Here is a 13,389-nt window from a genome sequence, read left to right as displayed (position 1 = left end):
CTCATACGGCGGGACCGCGTAGGTTGGGGTGAGCGCAGCGAACCCCAACGGACCTCGCAAGGCAGTCGCCACGTTGGGGTTCGCTGCGCTCACCCCAACCTACGCTGCGTGCCGTTCAGCGATGCAGCGCCCGATGCGCGATATCGCGCCGGCAGAACGCCCCGTCGAAATGCACCTTCGACACCGCCGCATACGCCTGCTCGCGCGCCGCCGCGATGTCCTTGCCCAGCGCGCACACCGTCAGCACACGGCCACCGGCCGTTGCGGGCTGCCCCTGCGCATCGAGCCTGGTGCCGGCGTGGAACACTTTGACGTCGTTGCCGAATGTCGTATCAAGACCGGTAATCACATCCCCGCTGCGAACCTTGCCCGGATACCCGCCGGCCGCCATCACCACGCCGATCGACGGCCGCGGATCCCACTGCGCGGCGGTGTGGTGCAGCTCGCCGTCCAGCGCGGCTTCGATCAACTCGACCAGGTCGGACTTCAGCCGCAGCATGATCGGCTGCGTCTCCGGATCGCCGAAGCGCACGTTGAATTCGATCACCTTCGGCGCGCCGCGCTTGTCGATCATCAGTCCGGCGTAGAGGAAACCGATGAAGGGGGCGCCCTCGGCGGCCATGCCGCGCAGGGTCGGCTCGATCACTTCCTTGAGGATGCGGCGCTCCACCTCCGGCGTCACCACCGGCGCCGGCGAATACGCGCCCATGCCGCCGGTGTTGGGGCCGAGGTCGCCTTCGTCGCGGCGCTTGTGGTCCTGGCTGCTGGCCATCGGCAGCGCGTGGCTGCCATCGCTCATCACGATGTAGCTGGCTTCCTCGCCGTCGAGGAATTCCTCGATCACCACGCGCGCGGAAGCATCGCCGAAGCTGTGCGCGCCGAGCATGTCGTGCAGCGCCAGCTCCGCGTCGGACAGGGTCAGCGCCACCACCACGCCCTTGCCCGCGGCCAGGCCGTCGGCCTTGATCACGATCGGCGCGCCGTGCTTGCGCACATAGGCCAGCGCCGGTTCCAGCTGGGTGAACACCGCGTAGCGCGCGGTGGGAATGTTGTGACGGAGCAGGAAATCCTTGGCGAAGGCCTTGGAGCCTTCCAGCTGCGCGGCGATCGCGCGCGGCCCGAAGATGCGCAGGCCGGCGGCGCGGAACTTGTCGACCACGCCGGCCACCAGCGGCACCTCGGGACCGACCACGGTCAGCTCGACCTTCTCCTCGCGCGCCAGCTTGAGCAGGCCGTCCAGGTCGGTCACCGCCACCTCCGCGTTGCGCAGGCCGCGCTCGCGCGCCGTGCCGGCATTGCCGGGGGCCACGATGACTTCGCTGACGCGCGGCGACTGCTTGAGCTTCCACGCCAGCGCGTGTTCGCGACCGCCGTTGCCGATGACCAGAACTTTCATGCCTTGCTCCGCTACGAAGGGGTGCGCCTGCCTGGCGCAGCGCGACATTGTAGCGGGAGGGGCAGGCAGGCGGCCGTCAGCGGCCGATCAGCTCCATCAGCGCGGCGCGCGGCAGCTTGCCGGTCTCGTTGCGCGGCAGGGAGTCGATCAGGCGCAGCGGGCGCGGCAGGAATACCGGTTCGATCGAAACGCGCAGGGCCTCGAGGATGGTCTGCTCGTCCAGCCCCGGCGCCACCGCCAGCGCGGCGATGCGCTTGACGCCGATGGCGTCGCCATCGAGCTGGAACACCACGCCGTCGCGCACGCCCGGCACCGCCAGCAGGCGGCGGGTCAGGTCGCCGAGCGAGGCGCGCTTGCCGGCGATTTCCAGCAGGTCCGCATGGCGGCCGCACAGGCGGAAGCGGCGGCCTTCGTCCTGCAGGGCGACGATGTCGGCCAGGGCGATCGGCTGCGCCAGTTGCGGCGCGTCGACCAGGGTGCCGTCCGGCTGCGGGTGCAGGCGCACGCCGTCGTACAGCGTCCAGGGCTCGTCCGCGGCGGCGCGGCGCGAGGCGATCACGCAGGTTTCAGTGGAGCCGAACACTTCCAGCAGCGGGGCGCCGAAGCGTTGTTCCGCGGTAGCGGCCAGCTCCGCCGGCATCGGCGCGGTGGCCGAGACCATCGCCGCGAGGGGCGGCAAGGCGACGCCGGATTCGATCAATGCGCGCAGGTGGATCGGGGTGATCACCAGCACGCGCGGACCGCGGGTCTGCGCCAGCGCGTCGGCCACGTCGGCCGGGAAGAACGGGCGCGCCGCATGCACGCCGACGTCGCCCAGCAGCGGCAGCAGCACCGAGGTCTCCATGCCGTACATGTGCTGCGGCGGCACCGTGGCGACCACGTCGAAGCGCGGGCCGACGATCGCGCGCAGCGCGCGCATGTTGCCGGCGTTGCTGGCGTGGAAGCTGCGCCAGGTCTTCGGGTAGGCCTTCGGCACGCCGGTGGAGCCGGAGGTGTAGCCGATCGCCACGACCTGCTCGGCAGGGATCAGCGGGGCGGGCGTCTCGCCGTCCGCCGCGGGTGCGTCGAGCGCCGGCATGCGGCGATAGCCCGGCGGCGCCGGATCGAGCACCAGTTCGCCCAGCGCATAGCTGCCGGGATGCGCCGCCATCACTTCGGCCACCGCCTGCGGCTGGCGCGAGGACGGCAGCAGGTTGGCCTGGCCGCGCAGCGCGATCGCGCAGAACGCGACCAGGAAGGCGTAGCGGTCTTCGCACAGGTTCACCGCCGCCGCCGCGCTGGGCAGCTCCGCCGCTACCTGCTGCACATGTGCAAGAAATTGCGCGGCGCTCACCGCCGCCGCGCCGCGCCAGGCCACCGTGCGCGCCGGATGACCGGCAACCAGCAGCGGCAACCCGGTGCTGGCCGGATCGTGGCGGTAGCTGTCGTAGACAATGGCCAAGCGGTGTCTCCCCGTACTGTTTGGCAGCCTGCACCCTGTTGGGGTTCGCCTATGGCTCACCCCAACCTACGCGGCAACGCATCCATGCTGCCGCCCCGGAAAACCGGGCCGACGGAACGGATATCGGATTGGGCCCGGCGAGGTTCTTCCCATCCTCGCGACCGCCGCTGAATACCTCCCCACTGGCGCCAGGGGCGTCCAGAACGCATTCAGGCGGGCCGGCGAGCCGGCTCGGGTCAAGCCCGGATGATAACGCCGGTGAGTGCGTCGCGGATCACCGTGGGCCGCTCCTGGCCGCCGAGCGGGGCATCCAGCACGCCCTCGAGCGCGGCGCCGAAGTACGCCTCGACTTCCATGGCGGAGCGCGCCGGCGGCTGCCCGTGAGGGTTGGCGCTGGTGGACACCAGCGCGCCGCCCCAGGCGCGGCACAGCGCGGCGGCGGGCTCATGCGCGGTGACGCGCAGAGCGATGCCGGCGTGGGCGCCGGCGACCCAGTCCGGCACCTCGGCCGAGCGGGGGAAGATCCAGGTGTTCGGTCCCGGCCAGCTGGCGCGCACCTGCGCCATCACCTCGGCGGGCACGGCGCTGCGGTCGATGTAGCGCTCGACCTGGGCGAAGTCGGCACCGATCAGCAGCACGCCCTGGGTGGGTGGGCGCTGCTTCAGCGCGAAGATCCGTTCGAAGGCGAGGCGATCGTGCGGATCGCAACCGAGCCCGTATACCGCCTCGGTGGGATAGGCCAGCACGCCGCCGCCGCGCAGGAGCGCGGCGGCGTCTTGCAGCTCATCCGGGGTGAAGCGCCGGGTCACTCAGGCTTTGGCCTTGCCCGCCGGCTTCTTCGCGGTGGCCTTCTTGGCGGCCGTCTTCTTGGTCGCGGTTTTCTTGGCGGTGGTCTTCTTCGCGGCCGCCTTCTTGGCCGCCGGCTTTTCGGCCGGAGCCTTCTTGGCGGCAGCCTTCTTCGCGGCCGGCGCGGCCTTCTTCGCCGCCGCCTTCCTGGCGCCACCGCGGCCCTTCTTGACCGGCGCGGCAGCGAGCAGCTCGACGCACTGCGCTTCGGTCAGGGTCTTCGGATCCTGATCCTTCGGGATGCGCGCGTTCTTCTCGCCGTCGGTGATGTACGGGCCGAAGCGGCCGTTGAGCACCTGCACGCCGTTGCCGAAGTCCTGGATCACGCGGTTGGCCAGCAGTTCCAGCTTTTCCTGCACGATCTGCAGCGCGCGCGGCAGCTCGATGGTGTAGGGGTCGTCCTCGGCCTTGAGCGAGGCATAGGTGCTGCCCTGCTTCACGAACGGGCCGAAGCGGCCCACGCCCACCGACACCTCGTCGCCGTTCTCGGCCTGGCCGAGCTTGCGCGGCAGCTTGAACAGCTCCAGCGCGTCTTCCAGCGTGATGGTGTGCATGCTCTGGCCGGGACGCAGGCTGGCGAACTGCAGCTTCTCGTCGGTGTCCTTGTCGCCGATCTGCGCATACGGCCCGTAGCGACCCAGGCGCACCGACACCGGCTTGCCGGATTTCGGATCGTTGCCGAGTTCGCGCGCGCCGGTGGCCTCGCTGCGGTCGACCGTCTCGGTCTTTTCCTCGACCTGCTGCTTGAACGGCTGCCAGAAGCGTTCCATCAGCGGCACCCAGGCTTCCTCGCCGCGGCTCACCGCGTCCAGCTCGTCCTCGAGCTTGGCGGTGAAGTCGTAGTCGACGTAGCGGGTGAAGTGCTGGGTCAGGAACTTGCTCACCGCGCGGCCCACGTCGGTGGGCTTGAAGCGGCGGCTGTCCAGGAGCACGTATTCGCGATTGAGCAGCACCTGGATGATGCTGGCGTAGGTCGACGGGCGGCCGATGCCGTGTTCTTCCAGCGACTTCACCAGGCTCGCTTCGGAATAGCGCGGCGGCGGCTCGGTGAAGTGCTGGTCGGCCAGGATGTCGTGCAGCGCGACCTGCTCGCCCTTTTCCAGCCTGGGCAGGCGGCGGCCTTCGTCGTCGTCCTCGGCGCTCTTCTGGTCGCGGCCTTCCTCGTACACGGCCAGGAAGCCCGGATCGACCACGGTGGTGCCGGTGGAGCGGAAACCCGCCTCACCGCCCTGGGCATGCGGCAGCGCGAAATCCACCGACACGGTATTGAGCGTGGCGTGGATCATCTGGCAGGCGACGGTGCGCTTCCAGATCAGCTCGTACAGCTTGCGCTGCTCGTCGTTGAGGAACGAGGCCACTTCGCGCGGCGTGTACATGGCCGAGGTCGGGCGGATCGCCTCGTGCGCTTCCTGCGCATTCTTGGACTTGGACTTGTAGACCTGCGGATGGTCCGGCAGCGCCTTGTTGCCGTAGTCGCGCGCGATCAGCTGGCGCAGCTCGCCGACGGCGTCCTCGGACAGCGCCACCGAATCGGTACGCATGTAGGTGATCAGGCCGACGTTGCCTTCGCTGCCCAGCGACACGCCCTCGTACAGGCCCTGCGCCACCTTCATGGTGCGGCTGGTGGAGAAACCGAGCTTGCGCGCGGCTTCCTGCTGCAGGGTGGAGGTGGTGAACGGCGGCGCCGGGCGGCGCTTGCGCTCCTTGCTGCCGACGTCGCTGACGGTGAGGCGGCCGTGCGCGGCCTCCTTCAGCGCCGCGCGGGCGGCCATGGCGTCGGCCTCGTTGGTGAGGTCGAACTGCTCGAATTTCTTGCCGTACAGGCGAGTCAGGCGCGCACTGAAGTCGCCCTCGGGATGGCGCAGCGCCGCTTCGACCGACCAGTACTCGCGGGCGACGAAGGCTTCGATCTCTTCTTCGCGCTCCACGATCATGCGCAGCGCCGGGCTCTGCACGCGGCCGGCGGACAGGCCGCGCTGCACCTTGCGCCACAGCACCGGCGACAGGTTGAAGCCGACCAGGTAGTCCAGCGCGCGACGGGCCTGCTGCGCGTCGACCAGGTCGTGCGAGAGCTGGCGCGGCTGGGCCACGGCGGCCTTGATCGCCTTGGGAGTGATCTCGGAGAACACCACGCGGTGCAGCTGCTTGCCCTTGGTCAGGCCGCGCTGCTGCAGGATCTCGCTGATGTGCCAGCTGATCGCCTCGCCTTCGCGATCCAAGTCGGTCGCCAGATAGATGTCGTCGGCGACCTGGGCGGCCCTGGCGATGGCGTCGACGTGTTTCTGATTGCGCTCGATGATCTCGTAGGCCATGGCGAAACCATGGTCCGGATCGACCGCGCCCTCCTTCGGCTTCAGGTCACGCACGTGACCGTAGGAGGCCAGGACCTGAAAGTCCTTGCCGAGGTACTTGTTGATCGTCTTGGCCTTGGCGGGCGACTCGACGATGAGCAGATTCTTTGCCATGCAGCGGGGTTTCCAGAAGCCAACGGCCCGCCACATGGGCGGGCCTTCTTTATTTAGTTAAAGGCATGCCAAGCCAACGCCGTCAAGCTTGTTCTCGTGAAAACGAGGTACAGAGCGGTTCCAGCACATCGGTCGGCTAGCCCGGCAGACGCTGGTAGCGATTGCCCGGCAGGCTGCCGACCACGCCTTCCAGCTCCAGCATCAGCAGCATCGACGACAAGGCGGCGGCGGACTGCCCCGTACGGCCGGCCAGTTCGTCCAGCGTGGCCGGGGCGTGGCCCAGGGCGGCCAGCAGCTGGCCGTACTCCGGGTCGCCGCTCCAGCCTTGCTGGACCGGCGCCGGCGTGCCGTCCTCGCCGTGCAGCCGCGCCGCCAGTTCCGCGCCCAGCGCGCGGGCCTGCGGGGCCAGCACCTCGGCCACCTCGGCCGCCGTTTCCACCAGCCGGGCGCCATCGCGGATCAGCTGGTGGCAGCCGCGCGACAGGGGATTATGAACGGAGCCGGGCAGGGCGAACACCTCCCGGCCCTGTTCGCCGGCCAGCCGCGCGGTGATCAGCGAGCCGGATTCCAGGTCCGCCTCCACCACCAGGGTACCCAGCGCCAGGCCGGACAGGATGCGGTTGCGCCGCGGGAAATGCCCCGCCACCGGCGGCGTGCCCAGCGGGAATTCGCTGACCAGGACGCCTTCGCGGGCGATCCGGTGCGCCAGCGCCAGGTGCTTGCGCGGGTAGACCCGGTCCAGGCCGGTGCCGACCACGGCGACGGTGGGCCGGCCGGCGTCCAGCGCGCCCAGATGAGCCGCGCCGTCCACGCCGTCGGCCATCCCGCTGGTCACCACGAAGCCCGCCATGGCCAGCTCGCGCGCCAGGCTGCGCGCCTGCGCCAGCCCGGCGGCAGTGGCGCTGCGCGAGCCCACGATGGCCACCTGCGGGAACAGCAGCAGGCTGGCGTCGCCGCTGACGAACAGCGCGGCGGGCGGGTTCGGGATCGCTTCCAGCAAAGGCGGGAAATCGGCCTCGGTGCAGCACAGCAGCCGGTGGCCCGGCTCGGCCAGCCAGGCCAGGTCGGCGGCGAGCAGTGCCTCGTCCGGCTGCGCCAGCCAGGCCACGGCCTCCTCGCCCAGCGCGGCCGCACGGCGCGGCGCGTGCGCCAGCACGGTCTCGATGCGCCGGTCGTGGGCCAGCAGCCATTGGCGCAGGACGCCGGAACCCAGCCCCGGCGTGCGCAGCAGCATCAGCCAGGCGCGCCATGTATCGGTTTCGCTCATGCTCGAGAGTCTATGCGGCGGCGCAAACAAAAACGGCGCGGACGATGCCGCGCCGTTCTGTCAGCCGATGCCGATGGCATCGGTCGGAGGTTTATTCCGGCATGGTCAGGCGGTCGCCCATCGAGACCGGCTTGATGCCGTCCATCACCAGGGCGTAGCTGACCCGGTCGAAGGTGCGGAACACCATTACGTGGCCGGCGAATTCCTCCGGCAGCGTGACGCTCTTGCCCATGTCGCGCCTCCAGCTGTCGCTGGCCACGTCGTCGTTGATGGTCTCGCCCGGATGCATGACCGAATAGGTCTGGCCATTCTCCACGCCGTCCTTCGCGCCGATCGAGAGTGCCACCACCTGCATCTGACCGACCGAGTCCATCGCATCGCTGAAGGCGATCACGCGGGAATTGTCCGGCACGGCCTTGGGTGCATGCGGGTAGTAGTACGCGTCGTAGGGCTTGTCGTCGATCGGCAGGATGCGGTCGCCCTTGTGGATTTCCAGGGTGGAATCCAGCAGGAGCAGGGTCGAGATGTCGCCGGTGCGCAGCGTCTCGGCGGTGCCGATCACCGTCACTTCCGTGCCCAGGTCCTTGCCCCGGCCGTAGTGATGGTCGTTGCGGAACTCCTCGCGCCACGGGGTGGTGACGATCGAGGCCTCGTTGTCCAGCTCGTGGCCGACCAGGCCGTACGGCTCGCTATGGTCGTCCTCGTTGAAGCCGCGGAAGGTGTGGCTGGGGCGCACGATGGCCCAGCGCTGGCCCGGGTCGGCCTTGAGGTTGCGCACGTAGATGTTCTGGCCGACGGTGCCGCGCAGGCGGGCTTCCTCGAAGCCGACCACGTACGGCAGCTGCTTGACCTCGTCCGAGTTCAGCACGCGCGTTTCCTTCAGGAACATGCGCAGCGCCGACAGCGGGATCGCCGGGATCGCCTCGCCCTCGGCACGCACGCGCGGCTGCAGGCCGAGGCGCGGACCGTTGATGAAGGAGAGGTTGAGCACGTCGCCCGGATAGATCAGGTGCGGGTTCTGCACCTGCGGATTCGCCTGCCAGATCTCCGGCCAGAGCCAGGGCTTGGACAGGAAACGTGCGGAAATACCCCAGAGCGTGTCGCCCTTGCGCACGGTGTACGAATCGGGATGGTCCGAACGCAATTGAGCGCCGGCGGCGTACACGGCGACCGTGACCAGCATGCCGGCCAGCAGCCCGATGGACTTTCTAATCATAAACGGGAATCCCCCATCCCCCGATGCTCGGCGGAGTGTAACCGAAGGTTCAGCGTCCGCAACCAGAGCCAGTTGGCAGAATCGTCTGCCAGACACGGGGTTGCCGACGTACAATGAGGTTCATTCTAGATCGCGCCGGGGCTGGCTTTTCACCAATTCGCCCGCATTTTCGGCGCCGAGGTGATTTGCATGTCGACCCTGACCATTATCGAGTTCCCCGACCCCCGCCTGCGCACTAAGGCCGAACCGGTGCGCGTGTTCGACGCCGAGCTTAAGCAGTTCGTCGCCGACATGTTCGAAACCATGTACGCCGCCAACGGCGTCGGCCTGGCCGCCACCCAGGTCAACGTGCACCAGCGCGTGCTGGTGGCGGACATGAGCGACGAGCGCAACGAGCCGCTGGTGCTGATCAACGCCGAGATCCTGGAGAAGGACGGCGCCCAGGTGTACCAGGAGGGCTGCCTGTCCTTCCCCGGCATCTATGCCGACGTGACCCGCGCGCTGAAGATCAAGGTCAAGGCGCAGGACGTGGACGGCAACGAGATCGTGAAAGATTTCGAAGGCCCCCTGGCCGTGTGCGTGCAGCACGAGATGGACCACCTGGCCGGCAAGGTGTTCGTCGACTACCTGTCGCCGCTGAAGCGCTCGATGCTGCTCAAGCGCATGGACAAGCAGCGCAAGCAGGCGGCCAGCGCTTGAGTGGCGCACCGTTGCGTGTCGTTTTCGCGGGCACGCCTGAATTTTCCGTCCCCTGCCTCGAAGCCTGCCGCGCCAGCGGCGTCGAGGTCGTGGCCGTGTACACGCAGCCGGACCGCCCCGCCGGCCGCGGCCGCAAGCTCACCCCCAGCCCGGTGAAGCAGGCCGCGCTGGCCGCCGGCATTCCGGTCGAGCAGCCCGAATCGCTGAAGAGCCAGGCAGCGCGCGACACGCTGGCCGCGTACCGGCCGGACCTGATGGTGGTGGTCGCCTACGGCCTGATCCTGCCGCGCAAGGTGCTGGCCCTGCCGCGCCTGGGCTGCTGGAACGTGCACGCCAGCCTGCTGCCGCGCTGGCGCGGTGCCGCGCCGATCCAGCGCGCGATCCTGGCCGGCGACGCCGAGAGCGGCGTGGACCTGATGCAGATGGAAGCGGGCCTGGACACCGGCCCGGTGCTGCTGGAACGCCGCACGCCGATCGACCGCGCCGACACCGGCGGCAGCCTGCACGACCGCCTCTCCGCTCTCGGGGCCGAGGTACTGGCCGACGGCCTGCGCCGCGCCGTGGCCGGCGAAACGCTGGCGCCGACGCCGCAGCCGGAAGCGGGCGTCACTTACGCCCACAAGCTGGACAAGGCCGAGGCGAAGCTGGATTTCCAGCGCGACGCGCTCGCCCTGGAACGCCAGGTCCGCGCCTTCGATCCCTGGCCCGTGGCCGAAGGCGAGATCGCCGGCGAGCCGCTGCGCATCTGGGCCGCCGAAGCCATCGCGCGCGACCATGCCGCCTCGCCCGGCAGCGTGCTGTCCGCCGGCCGCGACGGCATCGAGATCGCCTGCGGCAGCGGCGCCCTGCGCGTGACCGCGCTGCAGCGCGCCGGCGGCAAGCGCATCGGCGCGGCCGACTATCTCAACGCGCGGCCCGAACTGCGCGGCGCCCGATGACCGATACCCGCGCCCTGGCCGCCCAGGCCCTCGCCGAGGTCGCGCTGCGCGGCGCCTCGCAGCGCGACGCCACCGAGCGCTACGCGCCGCGCCTGGCCGACCCGCGCGACCGCGCCCTGTTCACCGCCCTGGTCAGCGACGGCGCGCGCTGGTGGCTGCGCTTCGATGCCGCGCTGGACCGCCTGCTCGACAAGCCCTTGCGCCAGAAGGAACCGGCCGTGCACGCCCTGCTGGTGCTGGGCTTGGTGCAGCTGGAAATCCTGGAGCTGCCCGACTACGCCGCCGTCGCCGCCACCGTGCAGGCCGCGCGCGCCCTGGAGCGGCCGCGCCTGGCCGGGCTGGTCAACGCGATCCTGCGCCGCTGGCAGCGCGAACGCGTCGAGCTGCTGGCCGCGCTCGACGCCAAGCCGCAGACGCGCCATGCCCATCCCGCCTGGCTGGCCAAGGCCATCGCCAGCGACTGGCCGGCGCAGGCCGATGCCGTGATGGCCGCCGACAACGTCGAGCCGCCGCTGATGCTGCGCGCCAACCGCCGCCGGACCACCCGCGAGAACCTGCTCGAACGCCTGCGCGAAGCCGGCTACACCGTCGATGCGCATGCCTGGCTGGCCGACGCCATCGTGCTGCCGCACAGCACCGACGTGACCCGCATGCCCGGTTTCGCCGAAGGCCACTTCGCCGTCCAGGACGGCGCCGCGCAGATCGCCACCGACCTGGCGGAAGCTCGCGACGGCCTGCGCGTGCTCGACGCCTGCGCCGCGCCCGGCGGCAAGGCCTGCCATCTGCTGGAACGCGCGGACGTCGCGCTGACCGCGCTCGAGTCCGACGCCGGCCGCGCCAGGCGCATCAGCCAGAACCTGGAGCGCCTGGGCCTGTCCGCCGAGCTGGTCATCGGCGACGCCGGCCAGCCCGACGCCTGGTGGGACGGCCGCCCGTTCGACCGCATCCTGATCGACGCCCCCTGCTCGGCCACCGGCGTGCTGCGCCGCCGGCCGGACGTGCGCCTGCACCGCCGCGACAGCGACATCGCCGCGCTGGCCGCACAGCAGCGCCGCATCCTCGAGGCGCTGTGGCCGCTGCTGGCGCCGGGCGGGCGGCTGCTCTACGTGACCTGCTCGCTGCTGAGGGCGGAAAATGAAGCCGTGGTCGGCGAATTCCTGGCCAGCCGGCCCGAAGCACGGGTCGCCCCGATCGCCCTGCCCGCGGGGCAGGCCGCCGCCGCGGGCTGGCAGATTCTCCCCGGGGATGGGGACCTCGACGGCATGTACTATGCCGTGCTCGAACGGGCCTGATCGCCTTCCGGTCGGCCCGTCTAAGCGCCGGATAAGGCGTTTGGCTTAAAGAAACGTTCCACCCATCGCTACGTCGCGGCGCCGCCGCCGGAAATCCACGCATGTCCGTTGCCCCGCAAGCCACTTCCCAGGAACGCCGCTATTTCTGGTTGCTGCTGCTGTTCGCCGTGGTGGTGATCGGCGCCGGCATCGGCCTGCGCGATCCCTGGCCGTCGGACGAGCCGCGCTTCACGCTCGCCGCCAAGCAGATGGTGGAAAGCGGCGACTGGCTGTTCCCGCACCGCGGCGCCGAGCTGTATTCGGACAAGCCGCCGATGCTGATGTGGACCGAGGCCGCCAGCTACAAGCTGATCGGCAACTGGCGCATCGCCTTCCTGCTGCCCTCGCTGCTGGCCGCGCTGGGCACCCTGCTGCTGGTGTACGACCTGGGCCGGCGGCTGTGGAGCCGGCAGGCCGGCCTGTATGCGGCCGCGGCGCTGTTGGTGAGTTTCCAGTTCGTCTACCAGGTCAAGCGCGCGCAGATCGATCCCTTGGTGATGTTCTACATCACCGCCGCGAACTGGGGCCTGCTCGTTCACATGCTTAAAGGCCCGAACTGGCGCGCGTTCTGGTTCGGCTGTTTCTGCGCGGGACTGGGCGTAATCACCAAGGGCGTCGGCGTGCTCGCGCTGTTCATGCTGGTGCCGTACGTGGTCGCCTGGCGCGGCGGCTGGGACGGCGTCTCCCGCATGGGCCCGGGCGCATGGTGGCGCTGGCCGCTGGGCCTGGTCGCGCTGCTCGCCGCGATCGCGCTGTGGCTGGTGCCGATGCTGCTGGGCGCGAAGGCGCATGGCAGCGATCCGACCTACGCCGGCTACGTCAACGACATCCTGTTCCACCAGACCGCCGGCCGTTACAGCAAGTCGTGGGATCACCACCACTCGCCGTTCTATTACGTGCCGATCGTGCTGTTCAGCTGGCTGCCGCTGTCGCTGACCTATCCCGGCACGCTGCCGCGCTGGTGGCAGCGGCTGAAGGCCAAGGACGCGCGCATCCTGCTGCCGCTGGGCTGGATCGTGCTGATCCTGGTGTTCTTCGCCATTCCCAAGGGCAAGCGCGACGTCTACATCATGCCGGCACTGCCGATGCTGGCGCTGATCACCGGCCCGTTCCTGCACGAGCTGCTGCAGAAGCGCTGGCTGCGCGTCGCCGGCCTGGTCTTCATCGGCACGATGGGCGCGGCCATGCTCGGCGTCGGCGCCGCGGCGCTGATCGCGCACCCGAAGTTCGCCACCGAATTCGCCACCGCGCGCGGCTTCGACGATGGCGGCCATGCGCTGTGGTGGATGTTCGTGGCGATCGGCGCGGTGCAGTTGATCCTGATCGCCGCGCTGCGCATGTCCCGCGCGGTGTGGGCGGTGTGCGGCGGCATGGCGGCGATGTGGCTGGCCTGGAGCCTGTGGGCCTATCCGCTGCTCAACGATTCCAGCTCCGCCGCCGGCCTGATGCAGGACGTGCGCGAGCGCGTGCCGGCCAACGAGGAACTCGGCCTGGTCGCCTGGAAGGAACAGAACCTGCTGATGCTCGACCGCCCCGCCACCGACTTCGGCTTCACCGTGCCCTGGCACGAGCAATACGTCGCCGCGGTGAAGTGGCAGGCGCAGGATCCCGCGCACCGCTGGCTGTTCGCGCTCGACGGCGTGATGGAGAAATGCGTCGACCGCAGCAAGGCGATCAGCCTGGGCCATGCCAACCGCCGCGAGTGGTGGCTGTTCAAGGCCGACGCGGTGATCCCGGGCTGCACGCCGGGCGAGGATGTGGACCGCGTGCCCGCCAACACCGCGGACTGA

General features: G+C 69.9%; 10 protein-coding genes. 4 read left to right on the top strand and 6 right to left on the bottom strand.

What is annotated here, in order from left to right; genetic code table 11:
* Nucleotides 1–115 precede the first annotated feature (115 nt).
* The 6 genes from purD to BM172_RS09575 form a co-directional block, all read right to left on the bottom strand.
* The gene (gene purD / locus BM172_RS09600) at nt 116–1,396 is read right to left on the bottom strand and encodes a phosphoribosylamine--glycine ligase (RefSeq protein ID WP_026635328.1); all 1,281 of its coding nucleotides are present in this window, start codon (nt 1,394–1,396) and stop codon (nt 116–118) included.
* Between the two features lie 76 nt (nt 1,397–1,472).
* Nucleotides 1,473–2,837 carry an AMP-binding protein gene (locus BM172_RS09595; protein ID WP_026635327.1) on the bottom strand — a complete coding sequence of 455 codons (1,365 nt, stop codon included), beginning with the start codon at nt 2,835–2,837 and terminating at the stop codon, nt 1,473–1,475.
* Nucleotides 2,838–3,073: 236 nt separating this feature from the next.
* Nucleotides 3,074–3,646: an L-threonylcarbamoyladenylate synthase type 1 TsaC gene (locus tag BM172_RS09590; protein WP_026635326.1), complete on the bottom strand. Its 573-nt coding sequence runs from the start codon at nt 3,644–3,646 to the stop codon at nt 3,074–3,076.
* Nucleotides 3,647–6,148, bottom strand: coding sequence for a DNA topoisomerase I (locus tag BM172_RS09585; RefSeq protein WP_026635325.1), 2,502 nt, complete (start codon nt 6,146–6,148; stop codon nt 3,647–3,649). It lies immediately after the preceding gene.
* Nucleotides 6,149–6,284: 136 nt separating this feature from the next.
* Nucleotides 6,285–7,415 carry a DNA-processing protein DprA gene (gene dprA / locus BM172_RS09580; protein WP_026635324.1) on the bottom strand — a complete coding sequence of 377 codons (1,131 nt, stop codon included), beginning with the start codon at nt 7,413–7,415 and terminating at the stop codon, nt 6,285–6,287.
* Nucleotides 7,416–7,506: 91 nt separating this feature from the next.
* Nucleotides 7,507–8,631 (bottom strand): LysM peptidoglycan-binding domain-containing protein, encoded by a 1,125-nt coding sequence (locus BM172_RS09575; RefSeq protein WP_026635323.1) that lies wholly within the window; start codon nt 8,629–8,631, stop codon nt 7,507–7,509.
* Between the two features lie 189 nt (nt 8,632–8,820).
* On the opposite strand from BM172_RS09575, the gene def reads away from it, so the two are divergent.
* From def to BM172_RS09555, 4 genes are all read left to right on the top strand, one after another.
* Nucleotides 8,821–9,330, top strand: a complete 510-nt coding sequence (def, locus tag BM172_RS09570) for a peptide deformylase (protein ID WP_026635322.1) — start codon at nt 8,821–8,823, stop codon at nt 9,328–9,330.
* An 11-nt stretch (nt 9,331–9,341) separates the two neighbouring features.
* Entirely contained in the window at nt 9,342–10,268 is a 927-nt protein-coding gene (fmt, locus tag BM172_RS09565) for a methionyl-tRNA formyltransferase (RefSeq protein WP_026635321.1), read from the top strand.
* Nucleotides 10,265–11,560: a 16S rRNA (cytosine(967)-C(5))-methyltransferase RsmB gene (gene rsmB / locus BM172_RS09560; protein WP_026635320.1), complete on the top strand. Its 1,296-nt coding sequence runs from the start codon at nt 10,265–10,267 to the stop codon at nt 11,558–11,560. The genes fmt and rsmB overlap by 4 nt, the downstream gene beginning before the upstream one ends.
* Before the next feature lie 101 nt (nt 11,561–11,661).
* Nucleotides 11,662–13,389, top strand: a complete 1,728-nt coding sequence (locus BM172_RS09555; protein ID WP_026635319.1) for an ArnT family glycosyltransferase — start codon at nt 11,662–11,664, stop codon at nt 13,387–13,389.

This window comes from Dyella marensis, from assembly GCF_900112865.1.
Lineage (GTDB): Bacteria > Pseudomonadota > Gammaproteobacteria > Xanthomonadales > Rhodanobacteraceae > Dyella_D > Dyella_D marensis_A.
Note: the sequence above shows the minus strand (reverse complement) of the source record. Positions and strands in the feature narration are given on the sequence as shown.

Excerpts from the sequence above, each read along its gene's own strand:
- purD (WP_026635328.1), bottom strand. The coding sequence starts at position 1,396 with ATGAAAGTTCTGGTCATCGGCAACGGCGGTCGCGAACACGCGCTGGCG.
- BM172_RS09585 (WP_026635325.1), bottom strand. The coding sequence starts at position 6,148 with ATGGCAAAGAATCTGCTCATCGTCGAGTCGCCCGCCAAGGCCAAGACG.
- dprA (WP_026635324.1), bottom strand. The coding sequence starts at position 7,415 with ATGAGCGAAACCGATACATGGCGCGCCTGGCTGATGCTGCTGCGCACG.
- BM172_RS09575 (WP_026635323.1), bottom strand. The coding sequence starts at position 8,631 with ATGATTAGAAAGTCCATCGGGCTGCTGGCCGGCATGCTGGTCACGGTC.
- def (WP_026635322.1), top strand. The coding sequence starts at position 8,821 with ATGTCGACCCTGACCATTATCGAGTTCCCCGACCCCCGCCTGCGCACT.
- rsmB (WP_026635320.1), top strand. The coding sequence starts at position 10,265 with ATGACCGATACCCGCGCCCTGGCCGCCCAGGCCCTCGCCGAGGTCGCG.
- BM172_RS09555 (WP_026635319.1), top strand. The coding sequence starts at position 11,662 with ATGTCCGTTGCCCCGCAAGCCACTTCCCAGGAACGCCGCTATTTCTGG.